Below are 21,632 nucleotides of genomic sequence, written 5' to 3'. Positions count from 1 at the left end.
GGCCCGGAGGCATCGATGAATCGCGACCCTGCACCTGACCTTCACTACCTCAGCGGTTTCGGCAACGAATTCACCAGCGAAGCGTTGCCAGGCGCATTGCCGGTCGGGCAGAACTCGCCTCAGAAAACTCCCTATGGGCTCTATGCCGAGCTGCTCTCCGGCACAGCGTTCACCATGGCCCGTCATGAGCTGCGCCGCACCTGGATGTACCGCATCCGGCCGTCGGCCGCTCACCCGCGTTTCGAGCGCCTTGCGCGCCAGCCTCTGAGCGAGGCGTTGGGTACGATCACGCCCAACCGCCTGCGCTGGAACCCGCAGCCCATCCCGCAAACGCCGACCGACTTCATCGAGGGTTGGGTGCCCATGGCGGCCAATGGCCCTGCTCATGCGCCTAGCGGTGTGAGCATCTACATCTACTGCACCAACCGCTCCATGGAGCGCGTGTTCTTCAACGCCGACGGCGAGCTGTTGCTGGTGCCTGAGCAAGGTCGCCTGCGCATCGCCACCGAGCTGGGTGTCATGCAGGTCGGCCCGCTTGAAATTGCAGTGATTCCCCGCGGCATGAAATTTCGCGTCGAGCTGGTCGATGCCCAGGCGCGTGGCTACCTTGCCGAAAACCACGGCGCGCCCCTGCGCCTGCCGGACCTGGGGCCCATCGGCAGCAATGGCCTGGCCAACCCTCGCGATTTCGAAACGCCGGTGGCCGCTTATGAACAAACCACCGGGCCGGTGCAGCTGGTACAGAAATTCCTGGGGGAGCACTGGGCATGTGAACTCCAGCATTCGCCGCTGGACGTGGTGGCCTGGCACGGCAGCAACGTGCCTTACAAATACGACCTGCGCCGCTTCAATACTTTGGGCACCGTCAGCTTCGACCACCCGGACCCCTCGATCTTCACCGTGCTCACCTCACCGACCAGTGTGCACGGCCTTGCCAACATGGACTTCGTGATCTTCCCGCCGCGCTGGATGGTGGCCGAGAACACCTTCCGTCCACCGTGGTTCCACCGCAATCTGATGAACGAGTTCATGGGGCTGATCGACGGTGCCTACGATGCCAAGGCCGAAGGCTTCGTGCCCGGTGGCGCCTCCCTGCACAGCGTCATGAGCGCCCATGGCCCGGATGCCGAGACGTGCGACAGGGCCATCGCCGCCGAGCTTGCCCCGCACAAGATCGAGAACACCATGGCGTTCATGTTCGAGACCAGCCAGGTGCTGCGCCCGAGCCAGTACGCCATGGCCTGCCCGCAGTTGCAGACCGACTACGACAGCTGCTGGGCCACCTTGCCCAGCACCTTCAACCCGAACCGGAGATAACCCATGAACCAACACGCTATCGCCCGCAGTTGGGTGAGCCATGCCAATGGGCACAGTGACTTCCCGCTGCAGAACCTGCCCTTGGGTATCTTCAGTCGTGGCAGCGAGGCCAGACGCTGTGGCGTGGCCATCGGCGATGCCATCCTCGACCTTGAGGCGGTGCTGGGCTTGGGTTTGTTCGAAGGTCAGGCCAAGGCGGCGGTACTCGCTACGCAGGGCGGCACCTTGAATGGGTTCTTCGCACTGGGGCGCGGAGCGCGCGTGGCGCTGCGTGAACGGCTGCTCGAGTTGCTCGGTGAGCAGTCCGAGCACCAGGCAATGCTGGAAGGGGCGCTTTACCCCGCCAGCACTTGCCAGATGCACGTGCCGGCCCAGATCGGCGATTACACCGACTTCTACGTGGGCATCGAGCACGCCCGCAACATCGGCAAGTTATTCCGCCCCGACAACCCCTTGCTTCCCAACTACAAGTACGTGCCCATCGGCTATCACGGCCGTGCATCGACCATTCGCCCCTCCGGGACGGATGTTCGCCGGCCCAAGGGCCAGACATTGCCCGCCGGGCAGAGCGAACCGAGCTTCGGCCCGTGTGCGCGGCTGGACTACGAGCTGGAGCTGGGCATCTGGATCGGGCAGGGCAATGACATGGGCCAGGCCATCCCCATCGGCGATGCCGCCGAGCACATCGCGGGCCTGTGCCTGCTCAACGACTGGTCGGCGCGAGACATCCAGGCGTGGGAATACCAGCCACTGGGGCCGTTCCTGTCCAAAAGCTTCGTGACCACGATTTCGCCCTGGGTCGTCACGGCCGAGGCGCTGGCGCCCCTGCGCTGCGCTCAGCCGGCCAGGCCGCAAGGGGATCCCCAGCCGCTGTCCTACCTGCTCGACAAGCGTGATCAGGCAGCCGGTGCATTCGACATCGAACTGGAGGTGCTGCTGCTCACCGAACGCATGCGGGAGGAGGGGGCTACGCCGCACCGCCTGGCCCTGAGCAACACCCGCAGCATGTACTGGACGGTGGCCCAGCTGGTGGCGCACCACAGTGTCAACGGTTGCCAGTTGCAACCCGGCGACCTGTTCGGTTCCGGCACCCTGTCAGGTGCCACCCCAGGGTCCTATGGCAGCTTGCTGGAAATCACCGAGGGCGGTAAGCACCCGGTGGAGTTGCCCAATGGCGAAGTGCGCAAGTTTCTGGAGGACGGCGACGAAGTCATCCTGCGGGCACGGGGTGTGTGCGACGGTGAGGTGAGCATCGGGTTCGGCGAGTGCCGTGGCCGGGTCATCGCGGCCAACTGAGGAGCGCAGGCATGGAGCTGTATACCTATTACCGTTCCACCTCGTCCTACCGGGTGCGGATTGCCTTGGCCCTCAAAGGGCTGACCTTCCGTGCACTGCCCGTCAATCTGCTGCAAGGCGAGCATCGGCAAGCCGGTTACCTGGGTATCAATCCCCAGGGCCGGGTACCCACCCTGCGTACAGACGGTGGCGAGCTGCTGGTGCAATCCCCAGCGATCATCGAGTACCTGGAAGAGGCCTACCCGCAGCCCGCCCTGCTACCGGAAGGTGCAGCGCAGCGCGCCCAGGCCCGCGGGGTGGCGGCGATCATCGGCTGCGACATCCACCCCCTGCACAACGTCAGCGTGCTCAACCGCTTGCGTGAAGCGGGCCAGGATGAAGTGCAGATCAACCAATGGATCGGTCATTGGATAAGCCAGGGGCTGGGGGCTGTCGAGCAGGTGATCGGCGAGGGTGGGTATTGCCTGGGCGATACCCCTGGCCTGGCGGATGTCTACCTGATACCGCAGCTTTATGCCGCCGAGCGATTCGGGATCGACCTAGGGCGTTACCCGCGCATCCGCAGAGTGGCGGCGTTGGCGGAGCAGCATCCGGCGTTCATGCAGGCTCATCCTTCGCGTCAGTCCGATACACCGCGGTGAGCCGCGTTCGATTGGTGATCAATGAAGGGAGCGGCTTGTCGAGGGCAATTGCTCCAGACGCTCGTTCAATACGAGTCGCTGCACAGGGTCTTCCGTGAGCAGCAACGCATGTTCCAGGTCGAAGCGTTCGGCGTGCGGGCAATCGAGTTGCCTGTACAGGCTTGCCCGGGCCAGGTAGTCGCCAACCTGGGCGGGCCCCAGTTGCATGACGCGCTCGGCATCGATCAGCGCCGCGAGTGGGGCATCATTACTGGTGTGCAGGTGGCGCAAGTTGCGTGACAGCCGTTGCAGCATCTGCATCGCGCTGGCCGGGCGCAGGTGCTCGGCGCTCAACGCGGTGCCAGGGCCGTACTGGCGGATCAGCAGCTCCCGGCAATCATTGGGGTAAAGACGCCGACCGCCGCAGGGGTCGAGCAAATGGTCGGCACCCGGCACGCGCAATAGGAAGTGCCCCGGGAAGCTGACTCCTTCGAGTGGAATGGACAAACGTTGCGCAAACTCCAGTGCCAGGATGGCCAAGGCCAACGGTTGGCCGCGTCGCCTTGTCAGCACATGGTTCATCAAGGCAGCGTGCGGACGCAGCGGCAGGTATTCATCCTGTTGGAAACCTAACGCGTTGAGCTGGCGCAAAAGCGGCTGGGCAAGTTCAGTGGCCGCCACCATGGGCAGGTGAATGCTGATGGTGTGCTGCATGTTCTGGCAGACGGCCTGGCAGGCATCAGGGTCGACGCTTGGGTCATGTTCGGCGGCGATCCACAGCGCAGCTTGCAGCAGGGCGGCAGGCTTGTTTTCAAGGCAGGCCAGGCAGGCTTGACGTGGCTTCATGGGCTTCTCCACTCACCCTTGAGTAATAGCCGGCCAGAGCGGTTTCGTCCAGTTGTCCGGTAGCCCGGCCTGCCCGGTTCAGGTGCCTATACTGGATGCTGCACCTCATGGGGGAGCCAGGCCATGTTCGCACTGATGCAAAGCACCCGTACTCAGTCACTGCATGTGTTCAACGATCCGCAGACAGGCCTTGAAGCCGTCGTGGTCATTCACAGCGAGCGGTTCGGGCCGGCCATGGGCGGTTGTCGCTACCTGGCCTACACCGATCATGAGAGTGCCATCACCGATGCAGTCACCCTGGCCCAGGGCATGAGCTACAAAGCGGCAATGGCGGGCCTGCCGTTCGGGGGCGGCATGGCGGTCATTTTGCGCAGTCCGCATGTGAACGACCGCGCCGCCCTGTTCGAGGCACTCGGCCGCTGCATCGATAGCTTGCAAGGGCGACTGCTCATTGCCCTGGACAGCGGCACCTCGACGCTGGACATGGATTGCCTGGCGCAGGGCACCCCCCATGTTGTCAGCACGACGGCGCTGGGTGACCCTGCCCCACATGCGGCGATGGGGGTATTCGCGGGCCTGCGCGCCACCGCCCATGCACGGCTGGGCAGCCACAACCTGGAAGGGCTGCGTGTTGCCGTTCAGGGACTGGGGAGCGTGGGGTATGCGCTGGCCGAACATCTGCATGCATCCGGTGCAGACCTGCTGGTCAGCGACCTGGAGCCAGGCCGGGTGCGACTTGCAGTGGAGCAGTTCGACGCACAACCGATTGCCCACGATGCGCTACCCAGTACACCGTGCGACATCTTCGCCCCGTGCGGCGTAGGCCCGGGATTGAATGGGCAAAGTGTGATGCAGTTGAGGTGCGCGGCGGTGGCAGGCGCTGCGAATAACCAGCTGGCATCGCTGCATGTTGCCGATCAGTTGGAGGGGCGAGGAATTCTCTATGCGCCTGATTACGTGATCAACGCAGGCGCCCTGATCTACTCGGCGTTGGCTCATAAGGGCGAAAGAGCGGAGGCGATCACCGCCCATATTGCCCGTATACCTGCCCGACTCACCGAAGTGTTCGGCCATGCCCAGGCTGAAAAGCGTTCACCTGCACGTGTGGCGCAGGCGCTGGCGGAACGTTTGCTGTACGCGTGATTTCCGCGCCCTTAGGCAATCAAGGCACCAGCGATCGCTATTGAGCAGCATCGCTCTCGAGCAGTTCACCCAGCGCGTCAGGCTGGCTCTTGAACGCCCTGGCAAACACGTCGCGGTTCTTCGCCATGTAGATACCAGTTTCTTCTACCTGCTGCTCGCTCAATGATGGCACGGCCTTGTGCAGCACCTCTGCCAGGCGCTCAGCCAGTTCGAGCATCTTGTCGTGACGGTCTGCTTCGGCTTTATCCATGAACAAGCGCTCCGGGTCGCGGCTGCTGCGATACACCACTTCGACGGCCATTCATCACCTCTATGCCTTTTTGCTGTTAACAATTTACTGTATCTATATACAGTAATGGCATTCTCCGAATCGCGCAACCCTGAATTTCCCGGGTGCTGCGCGTGTCCTGCGTCACTCGACCACCTTCCAAGCCCCTGTGCCTGGCCCTTTAACTGCATGGCACAAGCGTCATACGGGTAGCGCATCATTTTTTGGATAGCTTTGGGGAGTCGTTGATCGTGAACATCAAATGGGCAGAAAAACTGCGCAAAGGCTTGCATGGTTCAGCCGATTCGCTGGGCAACCTGTGCGTCGAAGGCTTTCACTACCTGGCCTTATTCGGCATCGGTGCGATAACCGCCTATGCCGCTGTGGTGACCTTCCTGGACATGCTCGGCAAGGGTGGGATCAGTGTGGATGACATCCTGCTGCTGTTCATCTACCTGGAGTTGGGCGCCATGGTAGGCATCTATTTCAAGACCAACCACATGCCCATCCGCTTTCTACTGTACGTGGCCATCACGGCGCTCACCCGCCTGTTGATTGGCGACGTGTCGCACCACAAGGCGCCGGATGTAGGCTTGCTGTACGTGTGCGGGGGCATTCTGCTGCTGGCATTGGCCATTCTGGTGGTGCGCTACGCGTCGTATCGCTATCCGTCGACCAAGGCCCTGGATGCCAGCGGCAAGGATGTGGAAGAGGGCAAGTAACCCTCAGTTGGCCACGACGTTGCGTGCTTGGCCGCCACCGGGGCGCGTGAGGGCGGCGAGCACTTGCATGGGGTTCTGGCTGCGGTCTATCGCCAGACCCAGGCGGATGCTGTCGATGACCCGTTGCAAACGAGCAGGGTCGTTGCGTTGCGCCTGGCTGATCAAGCGTTTGGCGGCAATGCCCGCCTCGTCAGACAAGGTGAGCATGATGCTCCCGTCTAGCGCCTCGATGCTCAGGTTGACCCGGTACTGGGGGCTGAACGCTGCACTGATCTGATCGAATGGGTTGGTCATGATGGCGCTTCTGCAACGTGATGATGCAGAAATTGACTGGCGGGGGCAGGAGCAGGTTCCAACCGTTTATCGGTCGTGACAGGCGCAGTAGTGCAAAGCTGAGCCCCTGCGGCTGGATAAGGCAAGGGCCGCTGCGCGGCCCTATTCTGGTCAGGTGATCAAGCCTCCGGATCGCTCAGCTCCAGCACGCCACGCTTGCTGCGCAACTTGCCGTACAGATGCTCCAGCGCGTGGGTCAGCTTAATAGCCGCGCCTTCCACCGCCTGGTCAAGCGAATTGGCCGTATGGGTCACCGAGATCGGCTGATGGCCTTTGGGGCGAGCCTCCATCTGGCAGCGCTTGTCCTGTGGTCCGGGTTTGCCGCCGTTTTCATCGCGCAGGTGCACCTCGATACGGGTGAGGTCTTCCTCGTAGCGCTCCAGCGTGTCTTGCACCGTGTTGCGGACCCACTCGTCGAGCCGGGCATTGCCATCGATGTGGTTGCTGCTGTTGACCTGGATTTGCATGATTCAATCCTTATTCAGCTTGCTCGCGTGGAGACGCCAGGCCCTTGAGACCCTTGGAATTTCTGCGCCTCTTGACTCTAAGGTCAGGCAAGCGAACAGCGAATTCAACCCCCGCGAAAAAATAAATGTCTTGTAGCAAAGCCGATTGCTCACTTTTGCCCGGCATGCTGTCGGCCAAGCTTTGCATATGAGAATCCATATCATTATTATTGCTGGCCTGACCCTTTCCGGACTTCGTCATGACCCGTAAACCCGCCAGCCTCACGCCCAGCTATCGTCTGGCCGTGGCTTCACGCAGCCTGGCGGCGTTGCTCGGCGGTTACCTGTTGGCGTCTACGGCCAGTTTCTGCGTGGCAGTGTCGCTGCCCGTGGCGCCGGTCGACGCCACGCTGATCGGCCTGATGCTGTCGTTCGTGTTCTACGTGCTGGCATTCATCGGTTGCTTTGCCTGCCGTGATGCCTGGCGAGCGTGGCTGGGCGTGTTGATACCGAGCCTGGTGCTCGGGCTGCTTGGCGCACTGGTCCATTGGATGAAATTGCCATGAAAGAAGGCTTCCGCCAGGCGATGGCCTGGCTGCACACCTGGACGTGCCTGCTGTTCGGCTGGCTGCTCTTTGCCATCTTCCTCACCGGCACCCTGTCGTACTTCAAGGAAGAAATCACCCACTGGATGCAGCCTGAGATAAGCCATCACGCCGCCAGCCCGCAGGCCGCACTGGAGGCGGCGCAGCGCTACCTGCAACGTCAGGCGCCCGCTTCGCAAAGCTGGTTCATTCGCCTGCCCAATGAGCGTGAAGCAGGGGTGAAGGTCGGGTATCGGGATGCGAACGGCGGGCCGCGCGGTTTCGTCACCCAGACCCTCGATGCCAAGACCGGCGAGCCCGTCACGGCGCGCGACAGTCGCGGCGGTGAGTTCTTCTACCGGTTCCACTTCCAACTGCAGATGCCTTATCCGTATGGCCGCTGGCTGTCGACATTCTGCGCCCTGATCATGCTGCTGGGCCTGGTCACCGGCATCATCACCCACAAGAAGCTCTTCAAGGAATTCTTCACCTTTCGTCCTGGCAAAGGCCAGCGTTCCTGGCTGGACGGTCACAACGCCATTGGCGTGCTGGTGCTGCCGTTTCACCTCATGATCAGCTACAGCAGCCTGGTGCTGTTCATGTACCTGGTCATGCCCGCAGGGCTGATGGCGCATTACGGCGATGACACCTCGAAGTATTTCAATGATCTGTTTGGGGGAGGGGAGGCGCCCAAGGCAGCCCAGGTCGCCGCGCCGCTTGCACCACTGCCGGGTCTGTATGCCCAGGTCCAGGCGCTGCAACCAGGGGCGCGGGTGGGCAACATTCGGGTCGAGAACCCGGGCGACAGCAACGCCCGGGTCACCTTCACTCAATCTGCCGCCGACCACGTTGCCTATCGTCGCAGTGCCAACTGGACCTTCGACGGCGCCACAGGCGCGCTGCTCGAACAAGGCAAGCCCGAAAGTGGCGCCATGCTGACGGCATTCAGTTTCGCCGGGTTGCACATGGGCAATTTTGCTGGCCCTTGGCTGCGATGGCTGTATTTCTGCTTCGGGCTGGCGGGCACCGCTGTAATCGGGACCGGCCTGGTGATGTGGTTGGACAAGCGCCAGCTCAAGCATGCCAAAGCCCCACGCGTTCCACGTGAGCTGCGTCTGGTGGAAGTGCTCAATATCGTCAGCATGAGTGGGCTGCTGTTGGCAGTGGCCAGCTTTTTCTGGGCTAACCGGCTGCTGCCGGTGGCGCTTGAAGCCCGTGCCGACTGGGAGGTCAACGCGTTTTTCATCACGTGGGGCCTGGCGCTGGCGCATGCCATTGCGCGTAGCGGTCGCCGGGCCTGGGGTGAGCAATTGGCACTCGGGGCGCTGGCCTTCATGCTGTTGCCCCTGCTCAACGCGCTGACCACGGCGCACGGGCTCGACCACGCCATCATCGATGGCGACTGGAGTATGGCGGGGTTCGACCTCACCGCACTGGGCTGCGGCGTATTCCTGGCCTGGCTGGCAAGCAAGAAGCTGCGCCCTGCGGTGGCCTCGGCCAAGCTTTCCCGTTCACGCGCCAGCCAGGTTGGCCATGAAACGGCGCAGGCCCGATGATGTTCGGTATCGCCTTGATCGCCTTTGCGGGTTTCGCCGCCTTGTGCCTGGCCATGTCCAAGCACTTCGAAACGCTGTTGGGGCGCACGCCTGGTCCAGGACAACCGCAGCTATTACGCGTGACCGGCTGGCTCATGCTGCTGGTCTCGTTGGTCCTTGCTGTGCAGTCGCGGGGCTGGGCTCACGGCCTGGTGGAGTGGACGGCCGTGGTGATGGCAGGTGTGACCTTGTGGGTGTTCGCGTTGCCGTATCTGCCGCGCTTGCTGGTCGGCATGGCCGCCGTCAGCGCATTGCTGGGGCCGTTGCTGGTCCTGTCAGCCGGGTGATGCCATGAGCCCCACGACGCAGAACGATGGCTCGGACGGTGAATCGAGCGCTCGTGCCCGCTTTATCCAGGTCTTCATGGCCCAGCGCGCGCGCATGGAGGCGCTGGTCAGTCGCCGGGTAGGCTGCCGGGCCACCGCGTCCGACCTGGTCCAGGAACTGTTCTTGCGCTTCTGGGGGCGTGCGCAGGTCAAGGTCGAAGCCCTGGACACCTACTTGATGCGCTGCGCCGGCAACCTGGCCATCGATCACTTGCGCAGCGAGAGCAGCCGACAGCGTGCTGTCGCTGATGCTTCACAGGACAGCGCGCACCTTGTGAGCCAGACGCTGGAGCAGACCCTGGAGGTGGATGACGATCTGCAACGTATCGAAAACGCCTTGCGTGCGTTACCCGAGCGTACCCGGCAGATCTTTCTGCTCAACCGTGTCCACGGTTGCACGTACAGCGAAATAGCACTCGCCATGCAACTGTCCCAAAGCGCCGTGGAAAAACATATGATGCGTGCCCTGCAAGCCTGCAAGGCCAGTGTCGCCCTGGCCGCGCCCTTTCCACGACGACCACGGGGCACGCCGTGACGACCACGTTAGCTGCTGTCACCCAGGCACAATCCGATGCCGCCCTGCAGTGGCTTGTACGCATCAACGGGCAGCCCGAGCAGGCCCGCTGCGCGGCGTTCAGGCGTTGGCTGCTGGCCGATCCCCGGCACCCGGTTGCGTACGAGCAGGCGCAGGCGCTGTGGAACCACAGTGCTTCCGCTGCCGCGACCCTGGCCGATGAAGACCGGCTGGCCCTGCAACACTACCTCGACCGGATGACGCCGCCTGCTACGAGGCGCCCCAGGCGTTGGCGTGCAGGGGCGCTGGCCATGGCCGCTTGCCTGATCATGGCCATTGGCATGCTCCTTGGGTGGCAGCCCGGGCACTGGCTGCTGGATCTGCGCGCCGACTACAGTACGTCGGCCGAACGGCGCGAAGTGACCTTGCCGGACCACTCGGCGGTCACGCTGGACGCCCACAGTGCAATTGCCGTGCATTTCGACAAAGGCCAGCGACGCGTGCGGTTGCTGCACGGCGCCGCGTTCTTCAAGGTCACCCACACTGGCGAGCCTTTTGTGGTGCAGGCCGCGGATGGGCAGGTGCGAGTGCTGGGCACCGAGTTCGAAGTACGCGAGCAGGGCGCCGCCACCCAGGTCACCGTACGCGCCGGTCGCGTAGCGGTCCGCCCATCCAAGGGAGCCGTGGCCCGTGAGCTGATTGCCAACCAGCAGGTGAGCTACAGCGCGGGGCAGGTCAGCCACACGTTGTCGGTCGACAGCGAGCAGCGTCTGGCATGGCGCGAGGGTTGGCTGACCTATTCCCAGGCGCCGCTGGCGCAAGTGGTCGAGGAGCTGGGTCGCTATTACCCCGGTCACATCGTGCTGCTCAACGAAGCATTGGGACACCGTGAAGTCAGTGGTAGTTTCCCCATTGCCGAACCGCTGCAGGCGCTGGACTCACTGGGTGCAGTGTTGGGCTTTTCGCGTCAGACGGTGCTTGGGCGGTTCACGGTTATCCGTTGAATGCTGGTCGTTATGCACCTGATGCCATGCTCTCAAAAAAACTTCATCCCGCAGGTGAGGTATCACCACCCCTCAACCGTGTAGTGCGTGGAAGTGCGATTCATTCGCACTCAACACCCTCTCTCAGGTCAGCGTCCATGAAGTCTACCTTGCGTTGCGTTCCCCTCTGGCTCGGTCTTGCAGTACTCCCGCCGTTCGTCTACACCCCAGCGGTGAGTGCGGCGCAACGCGCGCAAGCTTACACCTTCGACCAACCCGCCCAGCCACTGCTCCAGGCCCTGGACGCCTTCAGCCGCGTCACCGGGCAGAGCGTGGTCCATACCCTGACGCTGCCTGCCGTGCAGGCGCCTGCGCTGCGCGGGGCCTTGAGCGCCGAGCGAGCGTTGCAACGCTTGTTGGGTAATGCCGGGCTGATCTGGCGACGGGTCGATGCCCATACCTTCACCCTGGAGGCGCTGGACACCGCAGGTGCCTTGAACCTGCAGGCCACCACCGTGACTTCGCAGCTCGACAGCTCAAGCTATCAGCCGCCGGCCACCACCTCGATCATGCGTGGCCAGGGCCCCACTCAGGACATCCCCCAGGCGATCAACGTGGTGCCTGCCCAAGTGCTGCGCGACCAGGCGCCGCGCAACCTTGACGATGCCCTGGCCAATGTCAGCGGCATTACCCAAGGCAACAATTTCGGCGGTACCTCCGACACCGTCATGAAGCGCGGCTTTGGCGACAACCGCGACGGCTCGATCATGCGCGATGGCATGCCGTTGGTGCAGGGCCGCAGCCTCAGTGCCAGCACTGAGCGGGTCGAGGTGCTCAAGGGGCCGGCTTCGCTGCTGTACGGCATCCAGGATCCAGGCGGCGTGATCAACGTGGTCAGCAAGCGGCCGCAGTTGCAGGCCTACAACGCCCTGACTGCACGCGGCTCGACCTATGGCGATGGCAAGAACGGCAGCGGTGGCGGGTTCGATAGCACCGGCGCGCTGGGGGACAGCAACATGGCCTACCGCCTGATTGCCGACCATACGGACGAAGACTACTGGCGCAACTATGGCGTGCGCCGCGAGACGCTGCTGGCCCCCTCGCTGGCCTGGCTGGGCGAGGATACCCAAGTGGTGGTGGCCTACGAGCACCGTGAGTTTCTCTACCCGTTCGACCGCGGCACGGCCTTCGGTAACGACGGTCATCCGCTTGACATCCCAGCCACTCGGCGCCTGGATGAGCCGTTCAACGATATGCAGGGCCGCTCCGACCTCTACAGCCTGCAACTGGACCATCAGCTTGCCGACGACTGGAAACTGCACCTGGGCTACAGCTTCAACCGGGAAACCTATGACGCCAGCCAGGTACGCGTGACCGGGGTCAACCCGCGCACCGGCACACTGTCGCGCAGCATCGATGGCACGCGCGGTGCCATGAGCCGGGACCAGTTCGTCACGGCGAGCCTGGCTGGCACGGTCCAGTTGGCAGGCCTGCAGCATGACCTGCTGGTGGGCCTGGACCATGAAGACCGCAAGGTGTACCGCGCCGACCTGATCCGCCAGACGCCGCGCACCTCCTTCAGCTACCTGAACCCCGTGTACGGGCGTGAAGTGGAAGGCAGCACGGTACGCGCCTCCGACAGTGACCAGACCGACAAGCTGCGCACCGACGCCCTGTTCATGCAGGATGCGCTGCACCTGGACGATCACTGGATCCTGGTGGCCGGTGGGCGCTTCCAGCAATATGACCAGTACGCCGGTCGCGGGCGCCCGTTCAATGCCAACACCGACATCAGTGGGCAAACCTGGGTCCCCCATGCGGGGGTGGTGTACAAGGTCGATGAGCAACTCTCGTTCTACGGCAGCTACAGCGAGTCGTTCAAGCCCAACTCGACCATCGCGCCACTGGCCGGCAACGTGGTGCTCGACGGCGCCATCGCCCCGGAAGAGGGTAAGTCGTGGGAGCTTGGGGCCAAGCTCGACGTGCCGGGGCGTATCACGGGTACCCTGGCCTTGTTCGACATCACCAAGCGCAACGTTCTGGTGTCCAACTTCGATTCGAGTACCCGCGAGACGGTTTACAGCAATGCCGGTGAAGTGAACTCCCGGGGCGTCGAGCTGGACCTGACCGGCCAGTTGAGCGAGCGCTGGAGCCTGATCGGCAGCTACGCCTTCACCGATGCCAAGGTCACCCAGGACCCGGCCCTCAAGGGCAACCGCCTGCAGAACGTGGCGCGGCACGGCGCTTCGTTGTCCGCCGTCTACGATTTCGGCAGCCTGTTCGGTGGCGACAGCCTGCGCGCCGGTGCCGGGGCTCGTTATGTGGGCGAGCGTACCGGCAATGCGACCAACACCTTCGACCTGCCGTCCTACACAGTGGCCGACGCCTTCGCCAGCTACGAGACCCAGCTGGACGAGCACACCGTTCGCCTGCAACTGAACGTCAAGAACCTGTTCGACAAGGTGTACTACAGCTCGTCGGTGAACCAGTACTTCGTGGCGGTGGGCGATGCGCGGCAGGTGAGCGTATCGGGCACCTTCGAATTCTAGCGACCGGCCCTTCGGCCCAGGGCTTGGCGATACTCCCCAGGCGTGGCCGCCAGCACCTGGCGGAAGCGATTGCTGAAATGGCTGGCACTGGCGAACCCGCAGGCCAGGGCCACCTCGCCCAAGGGCGCATGGCCCAGCCGCAGCAGCAGGCACGCCCGGTGCAGGCGCCGGGCCAGCAGGTATTGATGGGGTGGCAAGCCGAAGCTCACGCGAAACATGCGTGCGAAATGGTACTCGGACAGGTTGCACCGCACGGCCAGCTCGCCAAGGGTAAGGGCATGCTCCAGGTGTGCCTCGATGTAGTCGATCAACTGGCGGCGCTGGCTGGGCGCCAGCCCACCCTTCAGGCGCAGACCTTGGCGCAGGCCCACCTGGCTGAGCACGGCATGGTCGACGATCTCGTGCGCCAGGCTGCTGGCCAGCAAACGCTCGGCCGGCTCGTTCCAGTCAAGGCCTGACAACTGGCGAAAGCGCAGGGCCTGCCCGGGGTCGTCCAGGAAGGTCGCCTCCTGCAGTTGCAGCGCCCGCGGTTCCCGGTCGAGCAGGCGTACGCACCCCAGCGCAAACTGCGCTGGGCTCACATACAAGTGGGCCATGCGGATGGCCCCGTTGATCACCCAGTTCGACTCGTGCTCGGCCGGCAATACGCACAGCTTGTCCGGAGCACCTTTGTCGGCCGGGCGTTGGCGTCGAAAGGTGCCGGTACCGTCGGCCAGGTAGCAGGACAGGGTGTGGTGGCTGGGTGCCTGGTAGTCGCGGGCATCGTCGCGGTTGCGCCACAGCGCAGCCGCCAGCCCATCGCCCAGGTGCGCGCTGAGCTCCAGCCGGGCGTTGGGTGATGCATGCATGACATTGAACACTTGCAGCTGGGTGAATGGCGTCATCGGGGCCTACCTCTGCTGCACATGCTACTGCGGCCAAGGACTGGTGACAGCGCCCTGATGCGCAAAAGCGCAAGTTTATGCAAGCAGGGCAGGGACACCGAGCGAAATACTGGCGATGCCCGGTACCCAGGCATGCCTGCCTTGGCCGGGACACCCGTGGACGGCCCAAAGGAAACACACCATGAACCTGTCGCTCTACCTGCTCACCGTGCTGATCTGGGGTACGACCTGGATTGCCCTGAAATTCCAGCTGGGTGGGGTCGCCATCCCGGTATCCATCGTCTATCGCTTTGCCTTGGCAGCGCTGATCCTGTTTGCCGTGCTGTTGCTCACCCGGCGCCTGCAGCCCATGGGGCGGCGCGGCCACCAGATTTGCCTGGCCCAGGGGTTGTGCCTGTTCTGCATCAACTTCATCTGCTTTCTCAGCGCCAGCCAATGGATCGCCAGCGGCCTCATTGCCGTGGTGTTCTCCACCGCCACCTTGTGGAACGCGATCAATGCCCGGCTGTTTTTTGGCCGGCAGGTAGCCCCGCATGTACTTGGCGGTGGGGCCCTGGGTTTGCTGGGCCTGGGCCTGCTCTTCTGGCCGGAGCTGTCGCACCATGCGGCCAGCCGCCAGACCCTCTATGGCCTTGGCCTGGCACTGCTCGGCACCTTGTGTTTTTCGGCAGGCAACATGCTCTCGAGCGTGCAGCAGGCGGCCGGGCTCAAGCCCATGACCACCAACGCCTGGGGCATGGCGTATGGGGCAGGCATGCTGGCGATCGCCTGCCTGTTGGGTGGGATTCCCTTCGAGATGGAGTGGAGCACACGCTACGTGGGCTCACTGCTCTACCTGGCGGTGCCGGGCTCGGTGATCGCGTTCACGGCGTATCTGACCTTGGTCGGTCGCATGGGGCCGGAACGCGCGGCCTACTGCACGGTGCTTTTCCCGCTGGTGGCCCTGAACGTGTCGGCGGCCGTCGAAGGCTATCAATGGACGCCCACCGCCTTGCTTGGCCTGGTGGCGGTGATGGCGGGCAATGTGCTGGTGTTTCGCAAACCCAAGGCTGCGCGTAGTTCCGAGGTGCCACGGCCTGCCTAGGCCTGGTCATGAAGCCGGGCCGCACTGGTGGCGGCCCGTGCGCTCAGCAACGCCCGTGCTCAGCCTTTCCACACCTGAGGGTTGACCAGGTCCCTCGGCCGCTCGCCCAGCAGCGCCGCGCGCAAGTTGTCGATGGCGCGGTTGGCCATCGCCTCGCGCGTCTCGGCGGTCGCCGAACCAATGTGGGGCAGGGTCAGGGCATTGGGCAGGCTGAACAGCGGGGAGTCGGCCAGGGGTTCCTTTTCATACACGTCCAAGCCGGCACCTCGGATCGTGCCGTCCTGCAGGGCCTGGATCAATGCTGCTTCGTCCACCACTGGCCCGCGGGCGATGTTGATCAGAAACGCCGAGGGCTTCATCAGCTTCAGCTCGCGGGCGCCGATCAACTGGCGCGTGGCATCGGACAGCGGCACCACGATGCAGACGAAGTCGGCTTCGCCCAGCAGTTGCTCGAGGCTGCGCATCTGCGCACCCAGTTCCTGCTCCAGAGCCGTCTTGCGGCTGTTGCCGCTGTAGATGACCGACATGTTGAAGCCCAGACGACCCCGCCGCGCAATGGCGGCGCCGATGTTGCCCATGCCGACGATGCCCAGGGTCTTGCCATGTACGTCACTGCCGAACAGCGCAGGCCCTACGCTGGCCTGCCAATGGCCGGCCTTGGTCCAGGCGTCGAGCTCTGCGGTCCGCCTGGCGCAGCCCATGATCAAGGAAAAGCCCAGGTCGGCCGTACTTTCAGTGAGCACGTCCGGTGTATTGGTGAGGGCGATGCCCCGTTCGTTGAAGTAGTCCAGGTCGTAGTTGTCGTAGCCCACTGACACGCTGGACACCACTTCGAGCTTGCCAGCCCCTTCGAGCTGGGCACGCCCCAGCTTGCGGCCCACCCCAATCAGGCCGTGGGCATGCGGCAGGGCTTCGTTGAACTGCGCGTTGACGTCACCGCGTTTGGGATCGGGCATGATCACGGTGAAATCGTGCTGCAAGCGCTCGGCCATGGCCGGGGTGATCCGGCTGAAGGCAAGGACGGTCTTTTTCATCGTTCACCTGAAGGCAAAACCCTGAAGCTACAGGTTGTGCGCAGCAGGCTGCAACCCTTGCCGGTGGTGGCTCAATGCGCTTTCAGGTCGGCTTCATGGGCCGCGAGGATTTCCGGCAGCGAGTTGCGCAGGTACTCCACCCAGGTCTTGATCTTGGCGTCCAGGTACTGGCGCGACGGGTAAATGGCATACAGGTTGAGTTCCTGCAGCCGGTATTGCGGCAGGATTCGCACCAGGGTGCCGTTGCGCAAGCCTTCGATGGCCGAATAGATCGGCAATACCCCCACCCCCATGCCACTGCGAATGGCCGTGCGCATCGCATCGGCCGTGTTGACCATGAAGGGTGAGCTGGTGATGTTGACCATTTCCTGGCCTTCGGGACCATCGAACAGCCATTTTTCAAGCGGTATCACCGGGCTGACCATGCGCAGGCAGGCATGCTTGAGCAGATCGGCCGGCTTCTGCGGCACGCCATGACGGGCAATGTAGGCCGGCGACGCGCAGACGATGCTGTAGGTGATGCCCAGCCGTTGTGACACGAAGCCTGAGTCCGGCAGCTCGGTGGCCAGCACGATGGACACGTCGTAACCTTCGTCGAGCAGGTCGGGCACGCGGTTGGCCATGGTCAGGTCGAAGGTCACGTCCGGGTGCGATTCGCGGTAGCGGGCGATCGCATCGACCACGAAATGCTGGCCCACCCCGGTCATCGAGTGCACCTTCAACTGCCCGGCCGGGCGGGCATGGGCGTCGCTGGCCTCGGCCTCGGCTTCTTCGACGTAGGTCAGAATCTGTTCGCAGCGCATCAGGTAGCGCTTGCCGGCTTCGGTCAGCGCGATGCGGCGGGTGGTGCGGTTGAGCAGGCGTGTTTGCAGATGCGCTTCCAGGTTGGAGACGGCCCGCGACACGTTGGCGGTGGTGGTATCCAGCTGGCCCGCTGCGGCCGTGAAGCTGCCGAGCTGGGCCACGCAACTGAAGGCACGCATGTTTTGCAGGGTGTCCATGGGTCACTCTCGATCTAGAGGACAAAATTGTGTCACGAAGTCGCGCAACCAGGATGAAAAGTTGCGTTCGACCAAAGGCTGATTATCGCTGTTTCAGTAACAAAGATTCGCAGGAATCAGCGCTTATCGCCAGTGTGGCCGCCCCCTAGAATTGCCCAGCCCCTCCACCTCTTCCTCGGGATATCGCAGCTGTGCCGCGTTGCATCATCGGAACGCTCCAAGCGTTCAGTGCCTGTGCCCTTGCCCTCACCTTGAGCGGCTGTATCGGAACCTGGGGCATTGCCCCGCAGACCCAAACGCTGCCAGCCAACACCCTGAGCCCCAGTGCAGCCATCGAGCAGGCCGCCGCCGACGCCCACTGGCCCGACCAGCAATGGTGGCGCGCCTACCGCGACCCCCAACTCGATCACTGGATAGCACTGGCGCTGGCCGCCAACCCCAGCCTGGCCATCGCCGCAGCACGGGTGCGTCAAGCGCGGGCCCTGGCTGGCCTTGCCGAGTCGGCCGAACACCTGCAAGGTACCGGTCGGGCGACGCTCAACCGGCACAATTGGCCTGACGATCCCTTCTATGGCCCGGGTGATTTGTCCGGTGCCACCACCTGGGATAACAACGCAAGCCTTGGCCTGAGCTACGCCCTTGATCTGTGGGGGCGCGAGCGCAATGCCAGCGAGCAGGCCGTGGACCAGGCCCATCGACAGGCCGCAGAGGCCAGGCAGGCCCAGTTGGAGCTGCAGCACACGGTGGTGAGCGTGTACATCGAGCTGAGCCTGCACTACGCCCGGCGCGACATCATCAAGGCTCAACTGGCGCAGCAAGAGCAGATTCTGGACCTGGCCCAGCGTCGACTGGACGCTGGCATCGGTACTCATCTGGAGGTCAGCCAGGCTCAGGCGCCGCTGCCGGAAACCCATCGCCAGCTCGACAGCTTGGACGAGGATATCGCCCTGGCCACTCATCAGCTGGCGGCCCTGGCGGGTAAGGGGCCAGGGGAGGGCGCGCAGCTGCAGCGCCCCAGCCTGACCCTTGCCGCACCCTTGACGCTGCCTTCCAGGCTACCCGCCGAACTGGTCGGCCAGCGCCCCGATGTGGTCGCCAGCCGCTGGCAGGTCGCGGCCCAAGCGCGGGGGATCGACATGGCCCATGCCGGCTTCTTCCCCAACGTGGACCTGGTCGGCAGCCTGGGTTTCGTGGCCACCGGCGGCGGCCCGCTGGCATTTCTCACCGGGCGCAAGTTCAACTACACCGTCGGCCCGGCCGTCACCCTGCCGATCTTCGATGGCGGGCGTCTGCGCGCGCAACTGGGGGCCGCCGCCGCCGACTATGATGTGGCCGTGGCGCGCTACAACCAGACGGTGATCGGCGCGCTCAAGGACATCTCCGATCAGCTGGTGCGTCGTGAGTCGATGCAGGCGCAGGCGCACTTTGCGGCCGAGTCGGTCGCCGCGGCGCAGAAAACCTACGACATCGCCATGGTCGCCTACCAGCGGGGCTTAACTGACTACCTGAACGTGCTCAACGCGCAGACGCTGCTGTTTCGTCAGCAGCAGGTTCAGCAGCAGGTGCAGGCCGCGCGCCTGATCGCTCACGCCGCGCTGGTGACTGCGCTGGGCGGCGGTCTGCAAGCCGGCTCGGATGTGCCGGACGAAGAACGCCAGGCGCCGCCAGCCACGCCAGCACCTCTCGCCCTACTCAACGCCAAGCCGAGTGAGCGCCCATGAATACCTGGGGTTTACCCCTGCGCTGGTTGCAGAGCCTGCAATGGCGGCGCGGTTTCCAGGCCTGGGTGCGGACCGATGGGGTCACCTGGGTGTACATCTTCAAGGTGCTGGCTGCAGCCTTCATCACCTTGTGGCTGGCCATGCGCCTGGAGTTGCCGCAGCCGCGCACCGCCATGATCACCGTGTTCATCGTCATGCAGCCGCAAAGCGGGCATGTGTTCGCCAAGAGCTTCTACCGGGTGCTGGGCACCTTGGCGGGTTCTGTGATGATGGTCGCATTGATGGCCGTGTTCCCGCAGAACACCGAACTGTTTCTGCCCAGCCTGGCCGTCTGGGTGGGCCTGTGCTCGGCAGGCGCCATGCGCTACCGCACTTTTCAGGCGTATGGCTTCGTGCTTGCCGGCTACACGGCGGCGATGATCGGCCTGCCGGTGTTGCAGCACCCGGACCAGGCGTTCATGGCAGCGGTGTGGCGAGTGCTGGAGATTGCCTTGGGCATCCTGGTGTCCACGTTCGTCAGCGCCGCCATCTTGCCGCAATCGGCCAGTGCTGCCATGCGCAACGCCCTGTACCAGCGTTTCGGTGCGTTCGCGGCCGTGGTGGTCGAAGCCTTGCGTGGCGACAGCCAGCGTGAGCGTTTTGAAAGCAGCAACGTGCGCTTCGTGGCCGAGGCGGTGGGGTTGGAAAGCCTGCGCAACGTCACTGCCTTCGAGGACCCGCACATGCGGCGGCGCAGTGGCCGGTTGGTACGCATGAACAGCGAATTCATGGCCATCACCACACGCTTCAACGCCCTGCACCGCCTGATCGAGCGGCTTCGCGCACGTGGGCCCGTGCAGATCGTCAGCGCCATCGAGCCTGGCCTGCACACCCTCGTCGACCTGCTCGAACCCTATGTGGGACGCGCGTTGACCGATGCCGACGCCTTGCGCCTGACCCTTGAGCTTGGTGCCTACCGCGAAGGGTTGCAGGCCCAGGTCCGCAGCTTGCGCGCCGAATACCTGGCCACCGCGCCCTGCGAAGCCGACCTGCTGGATTTTCACACGGCGTTCGAGTTGCTCTACCGCTTCGTGGACGAGATGTACAGCTACGCCGAAACCCACGCCTCCCTGGCGGTGCACAACCACGCGCGAGAGCAGTGGGACGAACCCTACGTGGCGCAGACCAGCACCCTGGTATGCCTGGCAGCCGGGCTGCGCTCGGCAGCGGTGCTGTTGCTGCTGGGCAGTTACTGGCTGATCAGCGACTGGCCAAGCGGCGCCATGATGACCTTGATCGCCACGGTTACCGCTGGGCTGTCGGCGGCTTCGCCCAACCCCAAGCGGCTGTCGTTCCAGATGGCGTGCGGCACGGCGATAGGCGCGGTGATCGGGTTTTTCGAAACCTTCTTCGTGTTTCCCTGGATCGACGGCTTCCCTTTGCTGTGCATGGTCCTGGCCCCGGTGTTCGTGCTGGGTGCGTTTCTCTCGTCGCGCCCGGCCTACTCGGGCTACGGTATTGGCCTGCTGGTGTTCTTCGCCATCGGCTCGGTGCCCAACAACCTGACGGTGTATGACCCGTACAGCTTCATCAACGACTACATCGCCATGGTCGTTGGCATGTTCGTGTGCGCGGCTGCCGGCGCGATCATCCTGCCGCCCAATAGCCGCTGGTTGTGGAGCCGGCTGGAGCAGGCCCTGCGTGAACAAGTGCTGTTTGCTATCAGCGGGCGTCTGCGCGGCATCGGCACGGCCTTCGAAAGCCGCACGCGCGACTTGCTGCACCAGGCCTATGGCCTGGCGGCCGGCAAGCCGCAGGTGCAAAGCCAGTTGATGGGCTGGATGTTCAGCGTGCTTGAAATCGGCCATGCGGTCATCGAGCTGCGCAAGGAGCAGGCACGGGCACCCGTGCACCCGGCCTATGCCGAGTCCCAGCCGTGGCGCCAGGCTATCCGGGTCATGGGCCGCGCCCTGGCGCGGTTGTTCTTGCAGCCCAGCGCCGGGAATCATGAGCGTGCCCTTGTGGCGGTGGACCATGCCATTTCCCGGGTGCAGGCCACCGACGAGCCGTTTGCGCGGCACTTCGACACGTCGGTGTTACGCCGTGTCCAGAGCTACCTGCACTTTATCCGCTCATCCCTGCTCGACCCCCACTCACCGCTTGCGCCACCCAAAGGCTTGCCCCATGCCTCGTGAAATCGCCTTCCACGGCGTGTACATGCCCACCCTGACCGTGATGTTCCTGTTTGCGCTAGGCCTGGCCTGGGGGCTTGACCGGTTCATTGCCAGCGTTGATGGCTACCGCTTCTTCTGGCACCCGGCGCTGCTGCGCCTGAGCCTGTTCGTCTGCCTGTTCGGCGCCCTGGCGCTGTCGCTCTACTGGTGAGA

General features: G+C 63.9%; 22 protein-coding genes. 15 read left to right on the top strand and 7 right to left on the bottom strand.

Annotated elements, in window-relative coordinates:
- Positions 1 to 15 precede the first annotated feature (15 nt).
- The 3 genes from hmgA to maiA are packed head-to-tail and all read left to right on the top strand — an operon-like array spanning position 16 to position 3,254.
- Positions 16 to 1,317 (top strand): homogentisate 1,2-dioxygenase, encoded by a 1,302-nt coding sequence (hmgA, locus tag FH041_RS13585; RefSeq protein WP_088522893.1) that lies wholly within the window; start codon positions 16 to 18, stop codon positions 1,315 to 1,317.
- A gap of 3 nt (positions 1,318 to 1,320) precedes the next feature.
- Positions 1,321 to 2,613, top strand: coding sequence for a fumarylacetoacetase (fahA, locus tag FH041_RS13580; protein WP_028687626.1), 1,293 nt, complete (start codon positions 1,321 to 1,323; stop codon positions 2,611 to 2,613).
- An 11-nt stretch (positions 2,614 to 2,624) separates the two neighbouring features.
- Positions 2,625 to 3,254 (top strand): maleylacetoacetate isomerase, encoded by a 630-nt coding sequence (gene maiA, locus FH041_RS13575; protein ID WP_049696522.1) that lies wholly within the window; start codon positions 2,625 to 2,627, stop codon positions 3,252 to 3,254.
- Positions 3,255 to 3,272: 18 nt separating this feature from the next.
- On the opposite strand, the gene FH041_RS13570 is transcribed toward maiA, so the two are convergent.
- Positions 3,273 to 4,079, bottom strand: a complete 807-nt coding sequence (locus tag FH041_RS13570; RefSeq protein WP_028687628.1) for a SirB1 family protein — start codon at positions 4,077 to 4,079, stop codon at positions 3,273 to 3,275.
- A 123-nt stretch (positions 4,080 to 4,202) separates the two neighbouring features.
- Between FH041_RS13570 and FH041_RS13565 the strand changes: the two genes are divergently transcribed.
- Positions 4,203 to 5,222: a Glu/Leu/Phe/Val dehydrogenase dimerization domain-containing protein gene (locus FH041_RS13565; protein ID WP_027914413.1), complete on the top strand. Its 1,020-nt coding sequence runs from the start codon at positions 4,203 to 4,205 to the stop codon at positions 5,220 to 5,222.
- Between the two features lie 37 nt (positions 5,223 to 5,259).
- On the opposite strand, the gene FH041_RS13560 is transcribed toward FH041_RS13565, so the two are convergent.
- Positions 5,260 to 5,523, bottom strand: coding sequence for a YebG family protein (locus FH041_RS13560; RefSeq protein WP_140174700.1), 264 nt, complete (start codon positions 5,521 to 5,523; stop codon positions 5,260 to 5,262).
- Positions 5,524 to 5,741: 218 nt separating this feature from the next.
- On the opposite strand from FH041_RS13560, the gene FH041_RS13555 reads away from it, so the two are divergent.
- Entirely contained in the window at positions 5,742 to 6,212 is a 471-nt protein-coding gene (locus FH041_RS13555; RefSeq protein ID WP_027914415.1) for a phosphate-starvation-inducible protein PsiE, read from the top strand.
- Between the two features lie 3 nt (positions 6,213 to 6,215).
- On the opposite strand, the gene FH041_RS13550 is transcribed toward FH041_RS13555, so the two are convergent.
- The gene (locus FH041_RS13550) at positions 6,216 to 6,506 is read right to left on the bottom strand and encodes a DUF3509 domain-containing protein (protein WP_027914416.1); all 291 of its coding nucleotides are present in this window, start codon (positions 6,504 to 6,506) and stop codon (positions 6,216 to 6,218) included.
- A 158-nt stretch (positions 6,507 to 6,664) separates the two neighbouring features.
- Entirely contained in the window at positions 6,665 to 7,012 is a 348-nt protein-coding gene (locus FH041_RS13545) for an HPF/RaiA family ribosome-associated protein (RefSeq protein WP_027914417.1), read from the bottom strand.
- Positions 7,013 to 7,251: 239 nt separating this feature from the next.
- Here FH041_RS13545 and FH041_RS13540 point away from each other — a divergent pair, with 239 nt between their 5' ends.
- The 6 genes from FH041_RS13540 to FH041_RS13515 all read left to right on the top strand — a co-directional run bounded on the left by FH041_RS13540 (position 7,252) and on the right by FH041_RS13515 (position 13,542).
- Complete coding sequence (locus FH041_RS13540) at positions 7,252 to 7,557, top strand: DUF3649 domain-containing protein (RefSeq protein ID WP_027914418.1); 306 nt, start codon at positions 7,252 to 7,254, stop codon at positions 7,555 to 7,557.
- Entirely contained in the window at positions 7,554 to 9,131 is a 1,578-nt protein-coding gene (locus tag FH041_RS13535) for a PepSY domain-containing protein (RefSeq protein WP_140174698.1), read from the top strand. Before FH041_RS13540 ends, FH041_RS13535 begins: the two co-directional genes overlap by 4 nt.
- Positions 9,131 to 9,457, top strand: a complete 327-nt coding sequence (locus FH041_RS13530) for a DUF3325 domain-containing protein (RefSeq protein WP_088522899.1) — start codon at positions 9,131 to 9,133, stop codon at positions 9,455 to 9,457. The genes FH041_RS13535 and FH041_RS13530 overlap by 1 nt, the downstream gene beginning before the upstream one ends.
- A gap of 4 nt (positions 9,458 to 9,461) precedes the next feature.
- On the top strand, positions 9,462 to 10,031 hold the full coding sequence (locus FH041_RS13525; RefSeq protein ID WP_049696520.1) for an RNA polymerase sigma factor: 570 nt from the start codon (positions 9,462 to 9,464) through the stop codon (positions 10,029 to 10,031).
- Entirely contained in the window at positions 10,028 to 11,014 is a 987-nt protein-coding gene (locus FH041_RS13520; RefSeq protein WP_125921926.1) for a FecR family protein, read from the top strand. Before FH041_RS13525 ends, FH041_RS13520 begins: the two co-directional genes overlap by 4 nt.
- A gap of 137 nt (positions 11,015 to 11,151) precedes the next feature.
- Positions 11,152 to 13,542: a TonB-dependent siderophore receptor gene (locus FH041_RS13515; protein WP_088522900.1), complete on the top strand. Its 2,391-nt coding sequence runs from the start codon at positions 11,152 to 11,154 to the stop codon at positions 13,540 to 13,542.
- On the opposite strand, the gene FH041_RS13510 is transcribed toward FH041_RS13515, so the two are convergent.
- Positions 13,539 to 14,426 (bottom strand): helix-turn-helix domain-containing protein, encoded by an 888-nt coding sequence (locus FH041_RS13510; RefSeq protein ID WP_027914424.1) that lies wholly within the window; start codon positions 14,424 to 14,426, stop codon positions 13,539 to 13,541. The two genes, FH041_RS13515 and FH041_RS13510, sit on opposite strands and share 4 nt — an antisense overlap.
- Before the next feature lie 181 nt (positions 14,427 to 14,607).
- Between FH041_RS13510 and FH041_RS13505 the strand changes: the two genes are divergently transcribed.
- Positions 14,608 to 15,510 carry a DMT family transporter gene (locus FH041_RS13505; RefSeq protein WP_027914425.1) on the top strand — a complete coding sequence of 301 codons (903 nt, stop codon included), beginning with the start codon at positions 14,608 to 14,610 and terminating at the stop codon, positions 15,508 to 15,510.
- Between the two features lie 59 nt (positions 15,511 to 15,569).
- On the opposite strand, the gene FH041_RS13500 is transcribed toward FH041_RS13505, so the two are convergent.
- Positions 15,570 to 16,544, bottom strand: a complete 975-nt coding sequence (locus FH041_RS13500) for a D-glycerate dehydrogenase (protein ID WP_023534454.1) — start codon at positions 16,542 to 16,544, stop codon at positions 15,570 to 15,572.
- A gap of 71 nt (positions 16,545 to 16,615) precedes the next feature.
- Positions 16,616 to 17,545: a LysR family transcriptional regulator gene (locus FH041_RS13495; RefSeq protein ID WP_027914427.1), complete on the bottom strand. Its 930-nt coding sequence runs from the start codon at positions 17,543 to 17,545 to the stop codon at positions 16,616 to 16,618.
- 191 nt (positions 17,546 to 17,736) lie between these two features.
- Here FH041_RS13495 and FH041_RS13490 point away from each other — a divergent pair, with 191 nt between their 5' ends.
- From FH041_RS13490 to FH041_RS13480, 3 genes are read left to right on the top strand one after another with little or no spacing between them, the layout of a single operon-like run.
- Complete coding sequence (locus FH041_RS13490) at positions 17,737 to 19,266, top strand: efflux transporter outer membrane subunit (RefSeq protein WP_140174696.1); 1,530 nt, start codon at positions 17,737 to 17,739, stop codon at positions 19,264 to 19,266.
- Positions 19,263 to 21,440, top strand: a complete 2,178-nt coding sequence (locus FH041_RS13485) for an FUSC family protein (RefSeq protein ID WP_027914429.1) — start codon at positions 19,263 to 19,265, stop codon at positions 21,438 to 21,440. The genes FH041_RS13490 and FH041_RS13485 overlap by 4 nt, the downstream gene beginning before the upstream one ends.
- Complete coding sequence (locus FH041_RS13480) at positions 21,430 to 21,630, top strand: DUF1656 domain-containing protein (protein ID WP_027914430.1); 201 nt, start codon at positions 21,430 to 21,432, stop codon at positions 21,628 to 21,630. The genes FH041_RS13485 and FH041_RS13480 overlap by 11 nt, the downstream gene beginning before the upstream one ends.
- The last annotated feature ends 2 nt before the right edge of the window (positions 21,631 to 21,632 follow it).

The organism is Pseudomonas sp. SWI7 (assembly GCF_006351945.1).
Taxonomy (GTDB): domain Bacteria; phylum Pseudomonadota; class Gammaproteobacteria; order Pseudomonadales; family Pseudomonadaceae; genus Aquipseudomonas; species Aquipseudomonas fulva.
This window is presented reverse-complemented; position numbering and strand designations above follow the sequence as displayed.